We start from the raw sequence: 22,831 nt of genomic DNA, 5'->3' as shown, positions 1-22,831 counted from the left end.
CCAAGAACTTCTGAGTCTACCGGGGATAAATCAAGCTGGGTAAAAAACTGTTTCAATAGCTGGGAAATTGCTATTGAGCTGCATTTCGTTCAACACGGCTGTATTGTCGCGAAAATATGCAGACTTTGAGGGACGCCTGCAACTTAGCAACTGATAAAAATTTGCTGCGTTGTGTAAGCTTGTCGTCAAATACTTAGGTTGCTAAGTTGCAGGCGTCCCTCAAGATTGGAAACGTTTACCTACGATCGACTGCATCGCCTGGTTCGCAGCGATCGCAATACCGACAATGGCAGTATTGCCTTTGACTACCCCGTGATTACGTATGATTATGACGCTGTAGGAAATATCCGCGCCAAAAGCGACTACGCCAGCGGGTATATCTACTCGGGTGGAAGTGGCGGTGGCGCCAATGCGGTTAAGCGGGTTACTAAACTTGATGGCACTCAGGTAACTTTCAGCTACGACAGCAACGGTAATATGCTCAGCGGCGACGGCCGCACGGTGACCTACAATGCTTTCAACAAACCGATAAGTATCCAAACGAGCAATGCGGCCCTGCAGTTTCACTACGGTGCTGACCAGATGCGCTACAGGCAGGTAAAAACTGCCAGTGGCAGCGTTGTCACTACAGTTTATATCGATAAGGTATTTGAAGAAGTCAGCACCGACGATCGCCGGGAGAGCAAGCACTATCTCGGTGATTTTGCAGTGTTTAAAAGCACCGAAGAAGGTAACGCCAGCCGCTTCGAGATTGCTTACTTGCACCGCGACCATCTGGGCAGCATGACTGCGGAGATCAACAGTGCGGGCCGGGTGACGGGTACTTACAGCTATGATCCCTTTGGCAGGCCGCGAGATGGCCAGTTGGTGGAGCAGGACAGCCTGACCAGTGTGATGACGCCCAGGGGGTTTACCGGCCACGAGCACCTGAATGAGGCTGAGCTCATTCATATGAATGGGCGGGCTTATGACTACAAGTTAGGTCGATTTCTCAGTGTTGATCCGATTATCAACAGCCCTGATTTTAGCCAGAGCTTGAATCCTTATTCCTATGTGATGAATAACCCTCTATCGGGAACGGACCCGACGGGTTATGATATTGAGCCGTATAGATGGGGAGGAAGATGTATAATTTGGGGCAGCGCATGCGCTGAAAAGTGGGGAGGTTTAACGGTTAATCTGCCCTATATCCTGAAAAATGGGTCGCAAAGCTCGTCAAGCCAGTATGATGTAGGGTCTGAAGAATCTGATGAGTTGGAGGCGGATAAAGGCGTTGAGCTGAGTGAGGCGGGTGAGGGGGGGACCAATGGAGGGAATGGCTTTAGCGCATCCGGTTTTTTCAAACAGTTAGGGCAATCATTTTTAGACAGCCAAGCTCAAGCTTTAGCAGGCGGAATCGGTATCCAAAATGCTGAAGACACAATAAAATCCAGTATTCAAATTCCTATATCATCCAGCGAATTATCGGGGGCGCAGGCGGCACAAACCGTTGTTGATCACGCAGGAAGTGTTATGGCGGTGATTGGTGTCGCCGCCGCAGCTAGGGATCTTGATGCAAAAGATATCGCTGATAATATCAAGAAGATAAGGGTTAGACATTTTACTAATACCAAAGGTCTGAATGGCATTAAGCAAGACAATATAATCATAGCCAGTGATCAAAATAGCGTTTTCACAGTTAAAGCAAGAGGTAGACCTGGAAGTCCAGCGGATGTAGAAAAAGCGCTTGGTATAAAACCTGGCAGGGGAAGAAATTTTGTTGAGTTTGATGCAAGCCCTGGTGAAGTAAGAGTAGAAACCAATCGGTTTACAGGTGCTACCGAAATAATCTTTCGAGGCGATGTAGATCTGTCTGATAGAAATCCAAATTTTTTCAAAAGGTAGGCTATTAAAAATGAATGGCAATGTCAGTGTTGATGTTGATGAAGTTAAAAGGGTTTATGATTTAATCGAGAGAGTTCATAGCTTTTTCCATCAGCCTATGAATTTTCCCAACGTTGATGAGTTTGCTGAAAACAACTACAAAGAAATCAGCGAAATATACTACAACGTTATTTGGAACTGGCTCCCTGAAGACATGAAAGAATCTATAAAAAACGAATAAACAGTAAACGAAAAGTAGTAGTGCTTGGTAATTGAGCGGTTAAAAAAGCCCCTGTCAGGTCAGCTTGCCAGGGGCTTTATTTTATCTACTCGGTGGTTAAGATCAGACAGCCCTCGGAGACCTTGACCGTCACCGGCGTATCGATCGCAAAGCCGGCTTTTGCCAGCCACTTGCCTTGCAACCGTATCCACGGCACCGGCTCGTCCACCCGTTGATCAAAATGGCGGTGGTGTTTATCTTTAACGGTGCGACTGTAGAGCAGCCGGTGGACCTTGACATGTCGCTGCTGGCGGGTGGGCGTTGTCATAGAGGCCTCCCTGCTTGCTGTAGCAAGCTATCCAGACAAGGCCCAAGCGTGGGCTTTTGCCGCCGGAGGTGGTGAATAAATTGCTGCCAGCTCTGGTTCAGCGGGGTGTGTCGACCGGCGGCCCGCTCCTGTTGCAAGGCATCGATGGCTTCATGCAGGACATAGTTCAACACCATCAGCTGTTGCCAAGGTGCTTCGTCATTAGGTTGTGGTCCGGCGGTTGCCGGATTGCGGGTGGATGTTGCTGCACGCCGAATTGGCGTAGAATCACGCGTACTCATAATAACCTCTCATGCAGGTTGTTGTGATAGCTGGCCCTGGGTGTTGGCGCACCCTTGGCCAGCGCCTTTTACATCATGCAGATTGCTGTTGTTTAATCATCGCCTCCAGCATCTCGGTAATAAACTTCTGTTTACTTCTCGGCATTAGCCCGATCTGCTCAACTTGCCGCTGTAGCTTTGACGTCGGCCCCCGTTTACTTTTAGTGGCGGTGCTTGTCGCGCCAATCAACTCTTCCAAAGGGGTGGCGAGTGCCTTTGCCAGGGACGGAAACCCGGGACACTGATAACTTAATAACTTGGCTAAATACAAAAGTATTGCCTGATGTGAGGGAGGAGGACTTGCCCAACCGAGAGACGTCACTAAGCAGGTGATCGAGCGCTACCAGCGCGCCCTGTATTACTACCGCAAGGCCAACGGTGAACCCCTGTCGTTCCGTAGCCAGCACAGTCGCTTAACGGCACTGCGAGCCTGGTTTAAGTGGTTGAGTAAACAAAACTACCTGCTCTATAACCCCGCCGCCGATATCGATCTGCCGAAGCTGGAAAAGCGCTTACCGAAACATGTCTTGACCGTTGAGGAAGTGGAAACCGTGCTCCAACAACTAGACTTACAAGCCCCGTTGGGCCTGCGAGACCGGGATATCCTGGAAGTGTTCTACTCGACCGGCATCCGGCGAATGGAGTTGATCAACCTCAAGCTGTCCGACCTGGACACGGAGCGCGGCACCCTAATGGTGAGACTGGGCAAGGGCAAGAAGGACCGGATGGTACCGATTGGTGACAGAGCTATCGCCTGGTGCGAGAAGTACCTGCGGGAGGAGCGTTATCAACTGATGGGAGGGCAGGATACCGATAGCCTCTTCCTGACCAACCTGGGCGATGCGTTCACCCCGGAGCGGATCACCCAGTTGGTGAGGCGGTATGTGCAGCAAGCCGACATCGGCAAAACCGGCTCGTGTCACCTGTTTCGACACACCATGGCCACGGTGATGCTGGAGAACGGGGCCGATAACCGCTACATCCAGGAAATGCTGGGTCACGCCAAGATCGATATCACCCAGATTTACACCCAGGTGAGTATCCGGCGGCTGAAGGCGGTACATGATCTGGCTCACCCGGCCAAGCTGGTGCCCAGGGACCACGGGGCTGGTGAGGCAGACGATAACCTCGCAGAGGCCCAACTGTGGGTCGACCTGGGGCTCGAAGACGACGAAAAAGAAAGGTAGACGCTATACGCCATTGGCGTATAATACGGAAACCATTATGGTTATCATAGAAACCCCGATCTTTACCCGCCTGATCAAGGCATTGATGAGTGACGACGACTACCGAAGCCTGCAGGAAGCACTGGTGCAACGGCCCGATATGGGCGCAATTATCCAGGGCTCGGGTGGTTTACGGAAAGTACGTTGGAGCCTGGAAGGCATCGGAAAAAGCGGTGGTGTTCGTGTGATCTATTACTGGGTGGTGGATGATGCACATATCCGCATGCTGTACACCTATCCGAAAGGCAAACAGGAGAATCTGACGAAGGAGCAGTTAAAAGCGTTGCGGCAAATTGTCGAGAGGTGGTCCGATGGATAGAGACATGTTCACTGAATTACTGGCTAGCGTAGAAGAGATGGATGCCATTGTGAAAGGCAAAGCCAAGCCATCACGCGAGCACCACTTCCCGGAACCAGAAGTCAAAGATATCCGTGAAAAGACCGGTTTGTCCCAGACCCGCTTTGCAACACTGATCGGTGTGAGCAAGCGCACCCTGGAAAACTGGGAACAGGGGCGCCGTCATCCGACAGGTCCGGCGAAAGCGCTATTAAGAATCCTTGAGGCCGATCCCGAGCACGCGGTACGCGCACTGCATGGTTGATACCGCCCCCAAAGCCTTGTGCCGCCGGAGACATTGAAGCGCCTGTCACGGCGCTTGCAAACGCAACCGCCGCGCCAGTCGCAGTGCCGCCCCACGTGAGTCACCCCGTTGTCCAATCGGTGCCGCGTAAAAGGCAGTGGTCTCCGGCTGCCGGTATCGAGTCCTTCCTAAACCCTGTGCCACCGGAGAGACAGGCCAATAAGGATGCGGCCCGTTCGGCATTGGGTCTGTCACAGGGCTTGCAAAAAGCGCAACCCCTGCGCCAGCCCCAACACCTCTACTAAGCGCGCAGCTTCCCCCTCTCCCGCTCCTCCCCCGCCCACCAAGGCGCCTGCCCTTCGTATAAGTGTCCGTGGTATCCAAAGCCACTGTGTTCTAAAAGCCGTCCGGTGCCGGCCCCCAGTGGCGCCTTGGCGTTCGGGGTCGTAACGGGCGAGTTCGCAGCTAAGGGGACGAGCTAAGGGGACGGAGGGATTAAAAACTGAGCAGTGAGGTTGGCTGATCAAAATATAATCCCTCCGTCCCCTTTGGACCCTGTGGAGTCGACTATTTTCACCCTTCCCCCAAACTCGAAATAGACTCAATCAACCGATCCATCACCGGCTGCCGGGTGGTGGTTTTTCGCCACACCAACCCGATAGTGCGAATCGGGGCCGGTGCGGTAAACGGGATATAGTGGATACCGGGCTCGTTTTCCTGGATGGCAATCTTGGGCATAAAGGTGATACCGGTGCCCGCTTTGACCATTTGGCGCAGGGTCTCCATACCGGTCGCTTTAAAATCCTGCTCTTCGGCAATACCGTGCGGGCGGCAGATATCCAAGGCTTGATCGCGCAGGCAGTGGCCCTCCTCCAGCAGCAGCAGGCGTTGCTTTTTAAGGGTTTTCTGATCGATTGACGGGTGTTTCGTCAGTTCATGATCGGGCGGCACGGCCAGTAAAAATTCATCGTCAAACAGTTTGTGACTAACGAGAAAGTCGTCGTACACTGGCAGCGCAAGCAGCGCTGCGTCGATTTCACCATGTCGCAACTTCTCAATCAGATTTGCCGTCTTTTCCTCAATCAGAATCAAGCGAATATTCGGCATCGCCGCCTTCGCCCTGGGTACCAGGTTGGGAAAGATATAAGTCGCAAGCGTAGGAAACGCACCAAGACGGAATTTGCCGGCTAAAGGGTCATGGCTGCTTTTGGCGATATCATGAACCGTATCCACCTCCCGTAAGATACGCCGTGCCGAATGGGCGATATGCTCGCCGACTTCCGTCAGCATCACACGGCGGTTGGTGCGCTCAAAGAGCGTCACGCCCAGTTGTTCCTCCAGTTTCTTGATCTGGCCACTGAGCGTTGGCTGGCTGACGCAACACTGGTCCGCGGCCTGGCCAAAGTGCTCCAATTCAGCGACGGCCAAAAAATACCGCAAATCTCTAATATTCATACCGGTCTCTACTACTCTACAGACTGGGGTCAGGCTGCTTACACCTATCGTTAGGTATTGCCTATCATTTCTATCGATAGAAACGATTTTCGCTATTTATAGATTATTGTTATCTTCATTTCAATAGGAAATGACGATGATGGTCGTTGCTTAGGGTGACCCATCTCTGGCATTTAGCCTCTCGATGGTAGGTGGCAAGGAATTAGGCGCCATTACTATCGACAAAAACACTTCCGCGATATGCATGTAAATCATTTAACCCAGGTTGCCGCCGCAGCATGACGGTATATATAAAAGGAAGCACATCATGAAAACACGCAAGCTACTAACCACAGCAACAATGGCGGGTATTTTGGCCATATCACTGACACCACACACAGCCACTGGCAAGCCAACTGTGAGTAAACCCCAGGGCGCAGTCGGCACCGGCAATGTGGCTATGGGTCAGGCAAAGAGTAATCAATTCTGGTGGCCGGATCAGCTGGACCTCTCGCCGTTGCGAGACCACGATCGACGTTCAAACCCGCTTGGTGAGGATTTCAACTACGCCGAGGCGTTTAAACAGCTCGACCTCAACGCGGTCAAAAAAGATATCGATACGCTACTGACCGACTCGCAGGACTGGTGGCCGGCTGACTTCGGCAACTATGGTCCATTCTTTATTCGCATGACATGGCACAGTGCCGGCACTTACCGTACGCTTGATGGGCGCGGCGGCGCCGATGGCGGACAACAGCGATTCGATCCCCTCAATAGTTGGCCAGATAACGCCAGCCTGGACAAAGCGCGCCGCTTGCTCTGGCCGGTGAAACAAAAATACGGCCACAACCTCTCGTGGGCGGACTTGATTGTGTTGGCGGGTAACGTCGCCCTGGAGAATATGGGTTTTGAAACCTATGGCTTTGCCGGTGGCCGCACTGACGACTGGGAACCGGATCTGGTGTATTGGGGCCCGGAAGTAGAGATGCTCGCCAGCGATCGTGAAAACAGGGACGGTCAACTGCAGCGCCCGCTGGGCGCCACCCATATGGGTTTGATCTATGTGAATCCGGAAGGTCCGAAAGGCAAGCCGGACCCGGTCGGCTCTGCGAAAAATATTCGCGTTGCTTTTGGTCGAATGGCCATGAACGACGAAGAAACCGTTGCACTGATTGCCGGCGGCCACACCTTCGGCAAGATGCATGGCGCGCACAAGCCGAGTGATTGTGTAGGCGCAGAACCTGGGGCGGCAGGGATTGAGGAGCAGGGGTTAGGCTGGAAAAACAAGTGCGGCAAAGGCCATTCCGAGGACACCGTCACCAGTGGTCTTGAAGGTGCCTGGACGCAAGCGCCGACCCAGTGGACCACGCTCTACCTTCAAAACCTTCTGAACTTCGAATGGAAGCAAACTCGCAGCCCTGCCGGTGCGATTCAGTGGATTCCGACAGATGAGTCGCTGCACACGTCGGTGCCGGATGCGCATGTCGAAGGTAAATTCAATTCGCCGGTTATGACGACGGCCGATTTGGCGCTTAAGTTTGATCCGGCGTATAAGAAGATCGCCGAACGCTTTCTGGCTAATCCCGATGAATACCAGCGCGCCTTTGCCAAGGCCTGGTATAAGTTGACCCACCGCGATATGGGCCCGCGCATACGCTACCTGGGTGATGAGGTGCCCAGCGAGGTACTGATTTGGCAAGACCCGATCCCCGCAGTCGATCATAAGCTTGCCAGTGCCAGGAATATCAGAAACCTGAAAAAAGATATTCTTGAATCAGGTTTAACCGTTCCCGAGTTGGTCCGTACCGCATGGGCATCGGCGTCAAGCTTCCGTGCCGGTGATATGCGTGGGGGTGCCAACGGTGCGCGGGTCGCGCTTGCGCCGCAAAAAGACTGGGAAGCCAATAACCCGCAGGAACTGGCTAAGGTGCTGAGGGAATTGGAGAAAATACGCAAAGACTTCAATCGGTCCGGTGCCAAAATTTCGCTGTCCGACATGATTGTTTTGGGTGGCGCCGCTGCTATCGAAAAAGCGGCCGAGGATGCTGGTGTCGAGGTTGATGTACCGTTTAAACCCGGGCGTGCTGACGCGCTCCAGTCACAGACGGATATAGAGTCTTTCACCCTGCTGAAGCCGTCAGCCGATGCGTTCCGCAACTATTTTAACGTGACGGAAAGCTACCGTTCTCCTGCAGAGATGCTGGTGGACAAAGCCGATCAGCTTGATCTGACCGTTCCGGAAATGACGGCTCTAGTCGGTGGTATGCGTGCGCTTGATGCAAACACCGGTGGCGCCAAGCATGGTGTGTTTACCAGCAATCCGGGCACCTTGAGCAACGACTTCTTCGTCAACCTACTGGATATGTCCACGCAATGGCGGAAAACGAAAACAGACGGTTTGTATGAAGGTGTTGATCGTAAAACAGGGCGGGTCAAGTACACTGCCACCCCGGTCGATCTTATCTTTGGTTCGAACTCTGAACTGCGGGCTGTTGCCGAAGCTTATGCCTTCGACAATGCTAAAGAGCGATTTGTCAGCGACTTTGTTGACGCCTGGGTCAAGGTGATGCGATTGGACCGTTTTGATCTCTAGTACCAACCTTTAGAGTTTTATCGACGCGGGCCGGTGGGAGCGATCCCCCGGTCTACCGCTTCAACCCCACTGAGCCCAGAAAATTCATTGGCGCCCAGATTCGCCCTCGCCAGTAGGTGTTATCTTTGAAGGACGGGTCGTTACGGGCGATAGAAGGCATGATGTAGCGGATCAGCTACTCGGACAGGGGCAAGTACCTCGAAGAGATTGGTGCTGACCCCAACTTCGATATCTCGGTAGCGGGCAGTACACAGCCTTTTCACAATTTTACTCATGATATTGATACACGCTTTTCAAAAAGTACTGAACTCTAATGCTCGAAAAGGCATTTATCAGTTTACTATGAGTGTCTTGATTAAAAGTCATTTTACCCAAAGGCCATGATCGCCTGATCTGGGGCCGCTACGGCTAGTGCTTCGGGACTAGTCCCTAGCGGCGCCCATTGAGTGTTCCACAATAAATGGGCTTGCCATCGGCGTTCACCTTCCTGGTGTGCGCCAAATAGACTGTTTTTTTATACAGTCTACTTGGTTGTTGTCAAATAGATTTCTCCCTTTATACTACATCGTTGCTCGCTTTCTGCCAGGCAACAGAAAAATAAGTGGCATTATCAATGACTTAGATACTTTGTGCAGGGGGATAGTTGGGTCCTATTATTTCGGATAACCGGAGAAACTCGCTTTGCAGTGGACAGTATGAGAGTGCTTCGGGAAATCCGCTGCCGATCAGGTCCTTAGATCGGGTATTCGATATCGCAATAAGCAAAGCGGGTGTCAAAAATTACAGGTGCATATACCCACTAACATAACAAACTTATGAAAGGTGCCCTTCGGGCTGGATCGAAGCAAGCGGTGCTTGCTCCGGCCCTTTACGTTGGGCGTTAGAAAAATTTATGAACAAATTACAACTTACATTTATAGCTTTATTAATATTTGTTTTTTCGGTGGCCTCGAATGCTGAGTCGAAAAAAACGAAAATTGGAGAGAATATGGATTTTGGCATGCAGGTGGTTATGACAGCAACTCCTGGAAATGGTGAAGAGCTAGCAAAGATAATGTTAAAGGCATCCGAATTGGTGGCCTCATTGAAGGGGTGTAAACTTTACATTGTCCAACTTTCAACGTCCGAAAAAGACTCCGTACTTATTACCGAAATATGGGGCTCTAAAGAGGATCATCAAGCATCCTTGGCCGTACCGGGAATTCAAAGCCTCATATCTACGGCCCGGCCATTAATTTCTGGCATGACACACCAAACAGGAAAACTATTAGGTGGTCACGGCTTATAATGCATCACCAATTTCCTAAAAAATCGCGCAATTTGACGGCCATAAACGTCGGCCAAAAAGCGGCCGTCACTTCTGTCTGGAAGTTCGGTCTGCGTTATGTAGCTGGCAGCTAAACATGGGTAAAGCTTTGGAAAATTTAGACAGTCATCAAAAAAAGACAATGAAAATAGTAATTGCCTATCCAATGGGAGTTGCAGCAGTTTCTATACTATTAAACCTTTTAATCCTGGAGGTGTCACCGTTTACAGTAAGTCTTCCTAACTACTTTTGCCTCCTGGCACTGTCTATCTCGGCAATAATATTCTGTATAAATCACACGTGGCTTATGACGGCTACCGAGTTGACGAGAGTACGTTACAAAATGCGTACCACACCGGAAGAATGGAAGAATAGTGAAGTGCATAGAGAAGATATCTCTGATCATGCCCGTTATGAACTGGAACGAGTTCACAATGCACATCGAAATACCAGCGAAAATACACTCTATTTTTCGTTGCTTGCATTACCCTTCATATTTACTTCGCCATCCAATTTGGCAGCCGTCACTTGGTTGATTTTATTTTCTTTAGCTCGCGTGGGTTATACATACAGCTATCTTAACGGTAAAGATGAGTTTCGAAGCGGTTTCATGACGTTGGGACTTTTGGCCATGTACGGGATAGCTAGTTATATTTTTCTAAGCCTGGTTTGGTCAGGTGGTGGTTAATTAGGAATGATACATAATGAGTCAAAGCGCGCGGACTGAGTGACAAAAGGAGACGGAGGGGCTGATTTTTATACAGCAAACCATTGATTGTTTTTTAATCCCGCCGTCCCCTCTATCACTTTATTGCTTGTTCATCAGCTCGCAGATTTGTTAGCGGCTTCCCTCAAACCTCTCCTCACAGATTGGTCCTTGCCATTCACTAGCAGTTATTGTCTAATCACGACATGGTTTCCGGCGGTGATCTTCCTGCAGGAAACTTTCACCCCATTAGTTAATGCCCATGCCGGGCGTAGACAATTCCAGCCAGTGGGACCAAAAAACCGCCACTTCGCTCTGGTTTTTCGTCCCTTGCTAATGGAGTTGTATTTTTTAGCAGAAAAAGATGATTAGTCGTTTACTAATAATACTATTGACTATTTTGTTAACCAGCTGAACAGACGGAGTCACTAAAAATTCAACTACGGTAGAGTCTTATAAAAAAGTCTAAATCAAATGAAACAGGACCTTTCAGGTGATGAGTCATTCCAGCCAGGGTTTTCGCTTATAGCGATCGGAACGTCGTCAATTCCCAGTGCCAAAAACTATAAGGAGGGTAAATAGAGAGACTCTTTAGAAGATAACAAAATTTCCATAACTGATAACAACTAAAGGAAGCTGTATGCTAAATAGAATCATACTTTCAATATCTTTATTACTGACAAGTGCATTTGTTAGTGCGGAAATACGCCCATTTATTAATGGCGGTATTGGCTTTGGTGATACGGATTTTGACAATGGTCTGTATTTCAATGTTGGGGGAGGTGTTCAATTCAATGAACACATTGAAATCGAAGTCGGCTATAACGATTACGGCGGTATTGGCCCCTTTGAAATTGATATAGATTCACTCTCATATGGTGTGAACCTTGGTGGAAATCTGTCAGAGAATGTGAGGCTATTTGCGGTCCTGGGCGCGGAGCGCCTGGAAGCTGATGATACAGTTTCACTTGGTTCATTTACGATAGACATAGATGAATCAAGTACGGAAGCATTCTTTGGCATCGGGGTGGCATTTATGCAAGGAGAGAATTTTGATATTCGTACTAAATTAGTTAGCCATGATTCGGGCGACCTGATAACGGTAAATGTCGGAATCGCTATCTATTTTTAATTGGTATCCAAAGCTATAACAAGTTCAGAAGTGGAGGTGTAAGGCCTCCGCTTCTTGATGCGTTAATTATTCAAAGAGATGAATTATGAAACCATTTGCTCTACTCTGCAAATACTATGGATGTTTTGTCTTTTGGAGCCTCGCTTCTGGCTTCAATCAATAGACTTTTAAAATTAAAATTCCCGTTTTTGTAACCTCTGGCGTGATGTTGTTAGCACTTTGGGGTCCCCTTTACTCCACCAAAGACATCAACGGAGTGCCCTAAGGAGGCTTTGGCAAAGTCCCATAGCGGCGTCCATTCAGTATTTCACCGATACGGGTATTGCGGACCCATCGGTGATAAGTGAGCATACAAACTAGCATGGTGCCCGAACAAACCAGCAGGAACTTGATTTCGGCGACCACCTCCCAACTGTGCATGGGCAAAGCAAGCAAAATCATAGGCACGGAATGTGAAATAAAAACCCAGTAGGCGCTGTCTGAGAAGTAGCGAATCCAGGGCTGGTGACGATGAAAGTAACGGCAAAACAGTCCCACAAAAGCCAGCATAAAAAAACAGACGGATAAACCTGTGCTCACTGATAACAAGGTGTGAAACAGTTGATAGCCGGCAGCGTCCGACTTACCTTGCAATTCAAAACAAACCAAAGCAACCACCAGAAAAAAGCAGGCTGCTGTCATATAACCCCAGCCTCGCCGTGCCAAAACGGTAATGTCTTCCCGGCGTTGGAACAGCACCCAGCCGGTCAAAAAGCATATGCCGAAGTAAAGATATACGCTGATTGATGGCATAAAGCTGAGTTTTCCGGTGATCCGCCCTGCCTCGCTGAAGCTGCCGATTGCGGCCAGAGACAGACTTACGGTGAATATCGCCACGATTGAGTAGGCCGGTGTTCGCGCCGTCCATCGGCGTATATGCGCACAAAAATCATCAGGTAGATAACGGCACAGTTGCAGTGCCAGCCAGACGCTGACTACATACATGATCAGATAATAGAGAAACCAGAGGTTGTGCGTATTGTCCCAAAGGATTCGCGGTCTATCGATCAGGTTTATATCGAGACCAAAGTCACCGGTGGCCATTACATTGGCAGCTACAATACGCAGCAAGGTCATACTGATAGCCAGTGGCGGCAAAAACAGGATAAAGGGAATAACCAGCCGTTGATAACGATTTCGGAACATTCTGTCAGGACCTCGCCGCGCCAGCAACAGTGCGGTAAAGAACCCCGATAGCAGGTAAAACGTGGGCATGCGAAAAGTGTTGATAAAGATCAGTGTCAGGTCCATGCTGACCGAGCGCATGGGGTCCCGATAATAGTCGACCATGTCCATAGTCAAATAGAGTTGTGCTGAATGTAGTACCACACCCAGGCTCATCATCACGGCACGCAAAAAGTCCAGCCCGTGTAAGCGCTGGCCGATATGATCACTTCCAGAAGCGTCTTTGTTTGTACCCATTCCCGGCATCCGATGTGCTGCTACGGGTCAGAGCCTAGAGCGTCTTCAACGTCAAATCTTACAGATTTTTGAAATTCGTCAGTTAAGTTCGTCGTTTGTACCGGGGGACTGTAAACTTGGATACTTTAACGAGTAGCCAGGGCGGATCGCCCGGGTTTTAGTGTCTAGGATGTCTCGCAAGACAATAGACATCTTATTGGGAACGTTTTTATGGACGACCGATTTGGTCAGAGCTGTGTTTTTTTGGGTTTTGAAGCACCACTGATCGGGCATTCTACCCAGGTTGTCAAAGTACCGGGCCCACCAGGCGCCGGATAGTCCTTAGTGCTAGAATAAATGCCTAGTGTTACGCCAATTTCGACCTGTTGAGGCAAGGGTCGAAAGTCCATTTCAGGCAACGCGTATACACCGGAAGTTCCATTGCTATGAGCCCAATGGACCGCACAAATTTCACCGACTTTACCTTTGGTGGTCATCACGTATATTTGGATTTGATTTGAATTCTTAACCCTGGCGATGTGCGAGACTGGGTTTGACGCCGAACCACCAATAGTTTCGATTCTGGCAGTGCCGACTTCTCCGCTATTTGCCGCCAGAGCAGTAATAGCAAAAAAGGGAATATAAAAAATTCTTTTAAGCATGATAAATACCCGGCGAGTAAGAAACTAAACGCGATTTGGAGTGTAATGCTACGAGCTTCTTTATATAGACAAGCGATGGTAGTCAAACCAGGGCAGTCAATCTACTCATATACGGAGGATATTTGGACGAAACCCTATAGATGGCGCCTTCATCCACCTTGATCATACAGATATTTCTTCGACTTTATAAAAGAGCTATATAAGTATGGAGCCAGAGTAAGATTCCCAAGAGATTTTACTCTGGCTCCATACTTTGAAGCCATTTACGAAAGCTGGTGTTTACCCTGGAACCAGGCGCCGGCTGCGCCCGGGTCAGCACAGCATAGGCATAGAAGACTCTCAGCCTTTAGACATAATGCAGTAGTTTGCTTCGGCAGTGCCGTTTATGCCATTGCAGTCTGGTTTAGGAACGCAGTTCAGCGTGTAATCGGTAGTCAATGCGATAAAAACCATGCCAATCATGGCTTGTCCATTTACATCATCGCCTCGCACAGTCATGCGATTGGGATTCGGACAGTTGGTGGGATCAGTGTAGCCAGCATCCCAATTGAGCAGGAGGCCATTGAGGTAAGAGTAGTTGTACACTTGATTTAGTTTTCCTTTGAGAGCATAAACTTCAGCAGATATTAGGCATGCTATGCCTACCATTGATGCTATGGAAGATTTAACTGTTTTCATTGGATATCCCTTTTTCACGTTATCGGCCCGCTGCCGACGTTGATGACTCAAACCAGCAGAACTGCCGCTTACTGCAATAGGCTCTCTGTTAGTTCGGGTATCGCCGATATACCGAGTTGGTCTGAAACCGAACTCGTATATTCTTACGCTATATCCGGTCCAGGAATATCATACTGCCAGTGCTTTTTCTATGGTTTATAGAATATAGGGTCCCTTCTGTTAAAACTGTAAGTTCATTGCTGATAGGACTAGCAAAACTGTGGTGCTACCTTGCTGCCCGCCTTTGCCTGTGGTCAAGCTTTTAGTGAAATAAAACAAACCTTTGCACAAGCTAAGCTTATGACAGCCTTCCCTCGTTATTGATGGTGCGAAGCATTTTTTTATCGTTGAAACACAAAATCAGGCGGGACTTAATAGGCCTGACGAAGGTATGGGGCAGATCAAAGAGGTGCTGTTAGCAACGCTTGCCCAAATCGATCACTCGAGTCACTTGCACCGAAAAAGCTGGCATCGACCCGATGCGCACTGACTTCTCTTGGTGCAGGCCTGTCCCTTGGCCAGCAGGCTTTTGCACTTTCGCTTGCCGGTAATCGGATCACCGCAGTATTGGTTACTGGTGCAGTCCGAATGACCCCTGCACTCGTCAGCGTCGGCACAAACCCCCCAGGCGCAGGCGTCGGTAGGCTTGCCGCCGAGAAAAGCATTGTTACCGCAGCGGCTGCCGTTATCGCACAGGTTCTTGCCCGGCCGGCCTTGGAGCGGAAACTAACCGACACTGTCATCGTAGTACAAACAGCCGATGAGGCACCTCCCCTATTATCGTGTCGATCAATCCTAACAGATTGTTCCTTCAGCGAACCAGTGCCGAGGCCTCTAAAACAGCCACCCGATCGGGTAGTTGATTTCATCTCGTTATTTATCAAAATTTACCCTCGCCGATAGGATAAATCGTTCTCTGTGTTTCTGTAGTTAGTGTCACAAATAAAAATATCACGCCTTCGCTGATGCAAAGAAGAGTGAAGAAATTTCTTAGATTGAAATATTAATCAAAAATAGCATTTTTCCGGCAGGGTCTAAAAGTTTTGAAGCGTTTGGGCTCTGAATATAAAGTCTTAGGGGAGTTTTCGATATGTTTTCATTTATTCAACAAGTTGGTCGCTGGGGCCAGCGGGTTAATAGCAGAATTTTTCGGCCACTATCCGTATTCACCGGTAGTAAGCCAATCGGTCAGATGTGCACTGCACTACTGGCTATACTGGTGTATTCAAATGAAACCCAAGCTGGCCCGTGGGATAATTTCTCCGCGCCCGGCAATGATCAAAATGGCAACTTTACCGTTTCCTGGAACGGGTGGGGGCCGCAGCCAAATCTATCAGCTTTCTGTGTATCCCGTGAAATCACGGCCAGGGAAATCAATACCAATGCTACCTATAAGAAAAATATCTCGTGTAATGCGACCTCGACGAGTTTTTCGTTGATACCCGGTACCTACCGATACGAAGGTGTCGTGACTTATTTGCAACAGACGAACCCTTGCGGAGTGTGCCCTGCCAATGAACCTCCTGATCCTTTAAATACGTCTCAACAGACATTCGTGCCGCTGCCGGAGATCACCGCTCCGGAAATAAGCGAGGGTTTTCCGGTACTGCTATGGGATGATTACCCGGGTGCCACGGAGTACCGCCTGCAACGCCGGACGATATCCGGTCCCTCCGGGTCTGCGGGCCTGAATCCTTGGGTCGAGCTGTATACCGGTCCCACCAACAACTATGTCGTGACCGGCGTCAAGCTCGCCGATGGGTTCCATCAGTTTCGTGTAAAAACCTGTAGAAACACCAAATGCAGCGGTTACTCCCCTGTTATTGAAATGGAAGTCATACACACACCGAATCAACCTGCATCTATATCTGTGCCCGATGTCTCACCGGGAAGTGCCGTTGAGATTGAATGGGCGGCGAGCACCGGTGGTGAGCTGGATCGTTATGAATTCTTTTTCTGTGAACGTCAACCTGGTGCCACCGACTGTCTGTACCAACCATATACCGTCGGTACGGCTCGAACATTTTTACACGAAAACTTAAACGATGACAGTCAGTACCGTTATAGAGTGCGCGCCTGTAGCAGCTTTGCGTGTTCGCCCTTTCGTACCAGCGGCTTTATGACTGCACAAGTAGATCCCACGGAATACCTGAGACGCCAGCTCTACTACAATAAAGCAAACGACATTGATGCCTCAGAAGATGGCAACCAGAACCAGTATGCGCGGGATTTAGCGGCTTTTCGTTACCTGGACCTTCTGTATACGGTTGAGAGCGGCGTGGTTGTCAACACTTATGCCAGCGGTGATGCCACTCAAAGTATCGACACGCTCTATGGCGCAGCAGAGAGGGCCCGAGCCGCTAATGTCGAGGTTGATGTTATAGCGGCACTTGCGAAAAAACCGAAACACAAAGGTTTGAAAAAGCTTCTGCTGGATATATACCACGACCGCGCAGTAGCGGAAATGCTTCTATACAATGAATTTATTGATCGTGCGAATATCGCTCGTCTGGACGGGACACCGCTGGCAGCCGAGCTGGCTGAGCTTGAGGCTGCCTTTACCACGTCCGATGCAGCCCTGCAGAAATACTTTGAGCTGTTCCGCGCGCATTGGAAGATATTCCTCTCCTTCGCCGAGAGTCGACGCCAGCTCAGCCCCCGTTACTATCCGGAAGGTTCAACAGTAGCGCAAGACGTTGCCAGTGAAGTTGAGTTGTTCGCCGGTTTTAAGGATGTCGTTCTCGCCTACGAGCTTCTGGCGCGCGTACTGGAAAGCCAAAACCGTTCCGCCAGACTACAGGCACTGCCCCCATCGGGCGTTGCGGATGAAGCAACCCTGTCGTTCTATCAGAGTGTACTCGACGACATCAGCAGTAAAGAGCAGATGCTGCGGACGATACTCGAAAATAATTTTCAACGAGAGCTCTTTGACGGCGAGGGCAACTTCTTTGTCAGCAGCGGAGATAACTCAGGTCTGGCGCAAACCACAATGCTCTATGAAGTAGCTGTACAGGAAACAGAGAGTACGTTGGCATGGATGAGGGGTGAAAAAGACTACTTAGGTCTGCCTAATGATGCAGCGTTTATCATGCAAGGCCCTGGCGGCGGTGGAACTGCCGACTATTATACATTTGACCTATTGGCACCCACTCTCGAGGCATCTGCCGGACCCATCGAAACTGCCATTGGGGCCATGGAGACCGCCAAAGCCAGTTATGATAACTTCCGCTTTCAGCAGGATCTTTTGGCAACGGAATATACAGACCGCAATCGCGAATTAAACGATACGCTGTTCGGTTTACTCGGGGTCGAGGTCGGCGATCTATGCGCTCCGGGCAATGATTGTGTCGACATTGACGATACAGTTGTTGCCGGCAGCCAAATTGGCTTGCAACATCAAAATATCGAGTTGGCCAGGCTCAACCTGGTGAATATGCAGACACAACTCGAAAACCATATCCAGCGAATTCGCAACGAGGTGGAGCATCGCGGCACTGTGGCAGGTATTAACGACGCACTTGCAGCGGTGGAGATTAAATACGGCGAAGACGATATTAAACTATCTGACAAAATTAGGGAGCTCGAAAGAAAAGCAGATGACTTTAACGATGTACTTACTGGGATCTCCGGTGCGGGAGATATTGCTTTAACATTTATGGGGTTCAAGGGATTTAAGGACCCTTTCACACTTATTAAAGACGTCTCGAGCGTCGCCAAAGGCCTTTCCACTGTCGTCAAAAGTATTGTAGGAATAGGTAAAGAGAGGAAAATTGATGACCTGGAGACCGAGAGGCAACGTTTGGCACTGGCGGAAAGAGCAGAAATAAATGTGCTGAACGCACAGATGGATGACGCCGCTTTTGTTAAAACTATCAAAAACCTACAGCTTGAGGTTGCGGTACTCGAGTTGTCCATCGTGCAGGCACAACTGGCAATCAGACAAGAGCTGGATCGACTGAATCAAATGTTCAGTCAGGCCCAGCGTTTGATCAGTCAGATACTCATCACCAATGCCTCGCTGGCTACCCGCTATTTTGCCGACCCCATCCATGGACGCATCCTGACCGCTGATATGCGGCAGGCCGAGAGAAGGGTTGATCTGGCTAAACGCTGGCTGTCCATTGCTAAGTCTGCGCTTGAGCACAAATGGCAGGATACGTTTTCCAGTCTTCCCAGTATTGCCGAACTGCGAACGGCCGAGGATATTCGGAATTTTCGCACTGAATTAATTGCGCTTAATCTCGGAGGAAGTTTCGGTCCCGGTATTGAGCAGGCGCACGATGTGTTTTCCATTAGAAATCACGTATTCGGTATCGCACCTGACTCTGCCGCTAACACGGATTTCAGTCACTTGTTGGAGAGCCATCGTCACCCCGACAAGCTCGACTGGATTACGCTGGAATTCAGCACCGTCAAGTCTATTCCACCGACTTTCTTTCAGGGGCCGACTGTGGCTGATAACAATCCAAGCTGCGTTTTAGCCGCGGGAACCTATCGGAATAAAATCAGGTCAGTAGCGGTAAATCTTCTCACTAGTCACCAGGACGACGGCATTCCATCACCCTCGGTCAGGCTGACCTACGGCGGTAGTAGCATCAGGCGTACGAGCACCCCCGGCACGGTGATTGCTACAGACGAAGAAGGCAATGTGGTTGGAATCGAAGACGAATTTGTCTCGACGATTCCGAAGTTTTTAGTTAACGGCGCCGATCTCTTTGTCAATAGCGCGCAGGACATGGTGTTCAAAGATTCTTTTTCCCAGGATATGGCCGCCAGTTTTAACCACCACCCTGAGAATCCCACCAGCCAGGCCCTGAAACCCATTTTTGTCTTTAAAGAGCGCAGTGTCGCTGCTACCCGCTGGCGCCTGTCTATTAAGGTGGGCTTTGCAGGCTCACCGATTGTTGACCTCAGTAATGTGTTGGATATCGAGCTTCATTTCGATCACAGCTATCAATCCCGCTTCGAGCCGTCGCAAGATCCAGCCTGTGACGGCGGACCCCTGTTGTTGACACCTCCGACCGACTGACTTTCCGGAGCAACAGACCGGGCACGCACAGGCGTGTCCGGGTCTTCCCTTCTCGACTAACAGCATCTTCAACGGCAATAAACTGACAATAAGCGAGATTTTTATGATGGTGTGTAATAAAACGCGGTATCCGTCACGCGGCACTTGCCGTTGATAAGCATACTGACCTGGGCTTACTTGATTATCGACCCCGCCTACGCAAACCAACTGCAGCTAAACCCCCATTTGGTTACCTTGCTCCAGGGGTCGGGCAATATTACCGGGCTTGGTGAATCTTTCAACACAACTCGAAATTGTACTGAAATCACTCGCTCAGCTTCAGTGACAAGCTTTCGGCCTAAGCATCACATTGCAATAGTCCGGCGTTCATCGCCACCAGCGTCGCCTCGGCGACGTTGTTGATTCCGAGCTTGGTATATAATCGCTTGGTATGATCCTTTATCGTGTTTTCACTGATATTCAATAACTGTCCAATCTCCCTTTTGTTATAGCCTTTTGATACCAGTAGCAAAATTTCTTTTTCTCTGTCGGTAAGCGAATCCAGGAGTTCCGGGTGACGGCTGCCGATCTGGCTGCGCACCAGTTTTATTAGTTTTCTGATAACAGCGGGAGAAATGGCCGGGATGCCGACTTCAACACCTCTAAGGCGTTCCACAATCACATCCTCCTCCGTATCCTTTAACAAAAATCCATCGGCACCAAGCAGAAATGCCTGGGAAATACGCTCTATGCATTCCTCAACAGTAAAGACAACGCACTGAGTGCCCAGGTTCTCGCTTTTGATGTCCTTGATAAGGCTTAGACCATTGCCGTCGGGTAAGTTGATGTCAATAATTGCGATTGCTATATCGCCACCCACCCGTTTAAGAATCGTTCTGGCATCAGCTATATTTTCAGCCATATGAATCCTGGCATTTGCATCCAGTCTCTTTAAGACCGAAGCCACCCAGGTTCGTGTCTTCTGGTTGTCCTCAAGCAGAAATATGTTCTTCATTGGCATGATCCGCAAAATCGACAGTGAATGATACGGAAAGGCCGGAGTGCAGGTTGAGCTCGGGGAGGTGGGTTACTTTCATGTCCAGTTTACTGCCCAGGTCTGCCAGTCTACAGGAAATATTGTTTAAGCCGTTACCCCGGCGTATATCCTCGAGCGATCTGCACCCGCCATCGTCACTGATCTCTATGGTGAAGTGTTGGTTGGCGTACAAAAAATTGACCCATACTCTGGTCGCACCGCTGTGTTTGATAATGTTGGTTGTTATTTCATTTAATATGCGCTCTATATTGACTTTGATACTTGCGCTAACTGTCCCCGGATTCGATGCGAAACGTCTGTTAATATCGGCAGAGATTTTTGATTCTTTTAGTCTGTTTTGAATCCTGGCGCTCCAACGAAACACCAGATCCTCTAGTTCCCATTTTTTCCGGTCATCCATCATATATATGGTGTCCCGAAGCAGTTCATAGGTATCGAGCGCGACGGCTTTTAGAGACGAGTCCTGTGTTTTTCTGGATAAATCCAATAGGTTGGGGCACACCTCATCGTGCAGGTCTCGCATAATCCGCTGTCGCTCGCGATAGTATATTTCTTCCTCGGCGCTCTTTAACTCGAATATATGATTAAAAACCCCCCTGAGTGAATTGACGGTTTTGACATCTTTTTGATTGAACAGTGACTTTCCGGACGCTTTACCCTGAAGGAGGAGTGTGTTTTGGTTCGAACCGCTTTTCACTTTTAGAAACTGCCCGTGCGCTACCAGGCATGTCTTTGTGTCAGTGTCTCGCACCTCGGAGATGCTCAATGGTGTAAATATCCTTTTGAGTGTATTTTCCCAGGCATCGTCGATTGAATCGCTAAAGCGAAAAGCGGAGTCGACAATAGTCATAAAGGAGTGATTCTCTGGTTGATCGCGACGATCAAAAAAAAGATATTGCCGGATTGGAAACCAGACCCAACCTGCAATCAGGATGGAAATCGTCAGTGACACGGTGGTGCTGATGTCCAGGAGTGCCAGGATAACAATATCCAAAATAAAGACAGTAATACCACCGAGCAGCCAAAGCCAGGCAATACGCCACCAGTATTCAATCTTAAAGAGTTGGTATTTCACGACACCCAGGATAATACCGGCGTACATCATAAAAATGGCAACTTGCGCCATCCAAAGGTTGATTACCTGTTCCCCTTCAACAATCGTTGGCACCAGATACAATAGTACGACGGTCGCTGTCGCAAAAAAAATGGAGAGAAAAAGCCATGAAATAGCTGCTCGTTCCACTGGGCGGCCGCGAGACTTTTTCCACTGCACTACCATGGCCGATACGCCGATTGCGAGGGCGACGATAGAACTAAAGTAGAAGTTATGCAGCGGCCAGTTAATCAGTTGCACCCATTCATTAATGAGTATAAGGCTGACCCAGAGCATTGCCATTTTTACTACAGGGAGTCTGGTGAGCTTGAATGGATAGACCAGGGTAATCAACACTGTGGTGTAGGCGAACATGCGTGCACCCAGATGGTTGATAAAGCACAAGGTCCTGAAGATGTCTTCCGGCAATGCAAGTGCACGATTAAGGTAGACGGCGTGGGTAACGGAGGTCAGGTAGAAGCCTACACAGCCCCAGAATACCAATCTGATGGGCAAAGAGTCCTCCCTGCAGGCGAGGATCGTCGAGCCGATGACCAGGGTTGACAGCCCAATCCCCACACTCATCCAGAACGACCAGGGAATTTGCCGATAGGGACGGCTGGCGGCAGGGTTAATCTCGACCACCCTGCCGCCAAGCTCCAGGGTAATGATGTCGTAGCGAAGAATTTTTGACAGTTGTGCCTGGTAGTTAAAGAAAGCGTTGTAGTGCTCGAAAGTGGGCAGAGAGTCGGGCTCTTTCGGATTTAGGACCGGATCGAGTTCTACTGCCAGGGGAGCGGTGGCTGCAACACCTGCCCCAGTTGAAAAGCGTCCTGCCAGAATGCGCAGCACGACATCGCCTTCCCGTAGTTGGTTCCATGCCGGGCTATTCTCGGCAACACCTGCGATTCTAAAATGTTGAGAGCCATCGCTCAGATCGGTTACCGGTTCGAGTTGTAACCCGAGCCAGGGTGTTTGTACCGTTAACACAACACAGCCCAATATCCCGGCGATACCGAGTTGTGCAACGAGCAGTATAAACTTTACGGGAGGGAGCCGTATCACGTAACGTCCTAAATTTTGTTTACGCTTGTTCAGTACTGACTGGAGTTTTGGTCAAGTTCGATAAAATCTTATAGTAGCGT

The 22,831-nt window shown here is 49.6% G+C and carries 18 protein-coding genes and 1 pseudogene; 10 read left to right on the top strand and 9 right to left on the bottom strand.

Annotated elements, in window-relative coordinates; all coding sequences use genetic code 11:
* The first annotated feature begins 225 nt into the window (after positions 1-225).
* Positions 226-1,884 carry an RHS repeat-associated core domain-containing protein gene (locus tag FKG94_RS07955; protein ID WP_142903667.1) on the top strand — a complete coding sequence of 553 codons (1,659 nt, stop codon included), beginning with the start codon at positions 226-228 and terminating at the stop codon, positions 1,882-1,884.
* Between the two features lie 10 nt (positions 1,885-1,894).
* Positions 1,895-2,104, top strand: a complete 210-nt coding sequence (locus FKG94_RS07950) for a hypothetical protein (protein WP_142903666.1) — start codon at positions 1,895-1,897, stop codon at positions 2,102-2,104.
* An 85-nt stretch (positions 2,105-2,189) separates the two neighbouring features.
* On the opposite strand, the gene FKG94_RS07945 is transcribed toward FKG94_RS07950, so the two are convergent.
* Together FKG94_RS07945 and FKG94_RS07940 are read right to left on the bottom strand one after the other, a co-directional pair.
* A complete protein-coding gene (locus FKG94_RS07945; protein ID WP_142903665.1) occupies positions 2,190-2,411 on the bottom strand; it encodes a SymE family type I addiction module toxin in 222 nt (73 codons plus the stop codon).
* A gap of 354 nt (positions 2,412-2,765) precedes the next feature.
* Positions 2,766-3,002 carry a hypothetical protein gene (locus FKG94_RS07940; RefSeq protein WP_142903664.1) on the bottom strand — a complete coding sequence of 79 codons (237 nt, stop codon included), beginning with the start codon at positions 3,000-3,002 and terminating at the stop codon, positions 2,766-2,768.
* A gap of 25 nt (positions 3,003-3,027) precedes the next feature.
* On the opposite strand from FKG94_RS07940, the pseudogene xerC reads away from it, so the two are divergent.
* The 3 genes and pseudogenes from xerC to FKG94_RS07925 form a co-directional block, all read left to right on the top strand.
* Positions 3,028-3,918: pseudogene (xerC, locus tag FKG94_RS07935) on the top strand (site-specific tyrosine recombinase XerC); the annotation flags it as partial.
* A 37-nt stretch (positions 3,919-3,955) separates the two neighbouring features.
* Complete coding sequence (locus tag FKG94_RS07930) at positions 3,956-4,276, top strand: type II toxin-antitoxin system RelE/ParE family toxin (protein ID WP_142903662.1); 321 nt, start codon at positions 3,956-3,958, stop codon at positions 4,274-4,276.
* Positions 4,269-4,559, top strand: coding sequence for a helix-turn-helix domain-containing protein (locus FKG94_RS07925; protein ID WP_142903661.1), 291 nt, complete (start codon positions 4,269-4,271; stop codon positions 4,557-4,559). Before FKG94_RS07930 ends, FKG94_RS07925 begins: the two co-directional genes overlap by 8 nt.
* Positions 4,560-5,111: 552 nt before the next feature.
* Here the strand turns inward: FKG94_RS07925 and FKG94_RS07920 are convergent.
* A complete protein-coding gene (locus FKG94_RS07920) occupies positions 5,112-5,993 on the bottom strand; it encodes a LysR substrate-binding domain-containing protein (protein ID WP_142903660.1) in 882 nt (293 codons plus the stop codon).
* 307 nt (positions 5,994-6,300) lie between these two features.
* Here FKG94_RS07920 and katG point away from each other — a divergent pair, with 307 nt between their 5' ends.
* On the top strand, positions 6,301-8,565 hold the full coding sequence (katG, locus tag FKG94_RS07915; RefSeq protein ID WP_142903659.1) for a catalase/peroxidase HPI: 2,265 nt from the start codon (positions 6,301-6,303) through the stop codon (positions 8,563-8,565).
* Positions 8,566-8,617: 52 nt separating this feature from the next.
* Here katG and FKG94_RS29495 read toward each other — a convergent pair whose 3' ends face one another.
* Positions 8,618-8,725, bottom strand: a complete 108-nt coding sequence (locus FKG94_RS29495; protein WP_425460037.1) for an MGH1-like glycoside hydrolase domain-containing protein — start codon at positions 8,723-8,725, stop codon at positions 8,618-8,620.
* A 732-nt stretch (positions 8,726-9,457) separates the two neighbouring features.
* Between FKG94_RS29495 and FKG94_RS07910 the strand changes: the two genes are divergently transcribed.
* The 3 genes from FKG94_RS07910 to FKG94_RS07900 all read left to right on the top strand — a co-directional run bounded on the left by FKG94_RS07910 (position 9,458) and on the right by FKG94_RS07900 (position 11,709).
* Positions 9,458-9,853, top strand: coding sequence for a putative quinol monooxygenase (locus FKG94_RS07910; RefSeq protein WP_142903658.1), 396 nt, complete (start codon positions 9,458-9,460; stop codon positions 9,851-9,853).
* Positions 9,854-9,968: 115 nt separating this feature from the next.
* The gene (locus tag FKG94_RS07905; protein WP_142903657.1) at positions 9,969-10,559 is read left to right on the top strand and encodes an MAPEG family protein; all 591 of its coding nucleotides are present in this window, start codon (positions 9,969-9,971) and stop codon (positions 10,557-10,559) included.
* Between the two features lie 658 nt (positions 10,560-11,217).
* Entirely contained in the window at positions 11,218-11,709 is a 492-nt protein-coding gene (locus FKG94_RS07900; RefSeq protein WP_142903656.1) for an outer membrane beta-barrel protein, read from the top strand.
* A 261-nt stretch (positions 11,710-11,970) separates the two neighbouring features.
* Here FKG94_RS07900 and FKG94_RS07895 read toward each other — a convergent pair whose 3' ends face one another.
* From FKG94_RS07895 to FKG94_RS07885, 3 genes are all read right to left on the bottom strand, one after another.
* Complete coding sequence (locus FKG94_RS07895; RefSeq protein WP_179957542.1) at positions 11,971-13,170, bottom strand: acyltransferase family protein; 1,200 nt, start codon at positions 13,168-13,170, stop codon at positions 11,971-11,973.
* Between the two features lie 227 nt (positions 13,171-13,397).
* Positions 13,398-13,811 carry a hypothetical protein gene (locus tag FKG94_RS07890; RefSeq protein ID WP_142903654.1) on the bottom strand — a complete coding sequence of 138 codons (414 nt, stop codon included), beginning with the start codon at positions 13,809-13,811 and terminating at the stop codon, positions 13,398-13,400.
* Between the two features lie 339 nt (positions 13,812-14,150).
* A complete protein-coding gene (locus FKG94_RS07885) occupies positions 14,151-14,489 on the bottom strand; it encodes a hypothetical protein (RefSeq protein WP_142903653.1) in 339 nt (112 codons plus the stop codon).
* A 1,129-nt stretch (positions 14,490-15,618) separates the two neighbouring features.
* Here FKG94_RS07885 and FKG94_RS07875 point away from each other — a divergent pair.
* Positions 15,619-19,557: a fibronectin type III domain-containing protein gene (locus FKG94_RS07875; protein WP_142903652.1), complete on the top strand. Its 3,939-nt coding sequence runs from the start codon at positions 15,619-15,621 to the stop codon at positions 19,555-19,557.
* 337 nt (positions 19,558-19,894) lie between these two features.
* Here FKG94_RS07875 and FKG94_RS07870 read toward each other — a convergent pair whose 3' ends face one another.
* Both FKG94_RS07870 and FKG94_RS07865 read right to left on the bottom strand, forming a co-directional pair.
* Complete coding sequence (locus FKG94_RS07870; protein ID WP_179957541.1) at positions 19,895-20,551, bottom strand: response regulator transcription factor; 657 nt, start codon at positions 20,549-20,551, stop codon at positions 19,895-19,897.
* The gene (locus FKG94_RS07865) at positions 20,529-22,676 is read right to left on the bottom strand and encodes a sensor histidine kinase (protein WP_179957540.1); all 2,148 of its coding nucleotides are present in this window, start codon (positions 22,674-22,676) and stop codon (positions 20,529-20,531) included. The genes FKG94_RS07870 and FKG94_RS07865 overlap by 23 nt, the downstream gene beginning before the upstream one ends.
* Positions 22,677-22,831 lie beyond the last annotated feature (155 nt).

It is taken from the genome of Exilibacterium tricleocarpae (assembly GCF_007004655.1).
Lineage (GTDB): Bacteria > Pseudomonadota > Gammaproteobacteria > Pseudomonadales > Cellvibrionaceae > Exilibacterium > Exilibacterium tricleocarpae.
Note: the sequence above shows the minus strand (reverse complement) of the source record. Positions and strands in the feature narration are given on the sequence as shown.

Coding starts and splice junctions, on each gene's coding strand:
- FKG94_RS07905 (WP_142903657.1), top strand. CDS start 9,969: ATGGGTAAAGCTTTGGAAAATTTAGACAGTCATCAAAAAAAGACAATG.
- katG (WP_142903659.1), top strand. CDS start 6,301: ATGAAAACACGCAAGCTACTAACCACAGCAACAATGGCGGGTATTTTG.
- FKG94_RS07900 (WP_142903656.1), top strand. CDS start 11,218: ATGCTAAATAGAATCATACTTTCAATATCTTTATTACTGACAAGTGCA.
- FKG94_RS07870 (WP_179957541.1), bottom strand. CDS start 20,551: ATGAAGAACATATTTCTGCTTGAGGACAACCAGAAGACACGAACCTGG.
- FKG94_RS07925 (WP_142903661.1), top strand. CDS start 4,269: ATGGATAGAGACATGTTCACTGAATTACTGGCTAGCGTAGAAGAGATG.
- FKG94_RS07885 (WP_142903653.1), bottom strand. CDS start 14,489: ATGAAAACAGTTAAATCTTCCATAGCATCAATGGTAGGCATAGCATGC.
- FKG94_RS07875 (WP_142903652.1), top strand. CDS start 15,619: ATGTTTTCATTTATTCAACAAGTTGGTCGCTGGGGCCAGCGGGTTAAT.
- FKG94_RS07920 (WP_142903660.1), bottom strand. CDS start 5,993: ATGAATATTAGAGATTTGCGGTATTTTTTGGCCGTCGCTGAATTGGAG.
- FKG94_RS29495 (WP_425460037.1), bottom strand. CDS start 8,725: ATGCCTTCTATCGCCCGTAACGACCCGTCCTTCAAAGATAACACCTAC.
- FKG94_RS07895 (WP_179957542.1), bottom strand. CDS start 13,170: ATGGGTACAAACAAAGACGCTTCTGGAAGTGATCATATCGGCCAGCGC.
- FKG94_RS07910 (WP_142903658.1), top strand. CDS start 9,458: ATGAACAAATTACAACTTACATTTATAGCTTTATTAATATTTGTTTTT.
- FKG94_RS07945 (WP_142903665.1), bottom strand. CDS start 2,411: ATGACAACGCCCACCCGCCAGCAGCGACATGTCAAGGTCCACCGGCTG.
- FKG94_RS07930 (WP_142903662.1), top strand. CDS start 3,956: ATGGTTATCATAGAAACCCCGATCTTTACCCGCCTGATCAAGGCATTG.
- FKG94_RS07890 (WP_142903654.1), bottom strand. CDS start 13,811: ATGCTTAAAAGAATTTTTTATATTCCCTTTTTTGCTATTACTGCTCTG.
- FKG94_RS07950 (WP_142903666.1), top strand. CDS start 1,895: ATGAATGGCAATGTCAGTGTTGATGTTGATGAAGTTAAAAGGGTTTAT.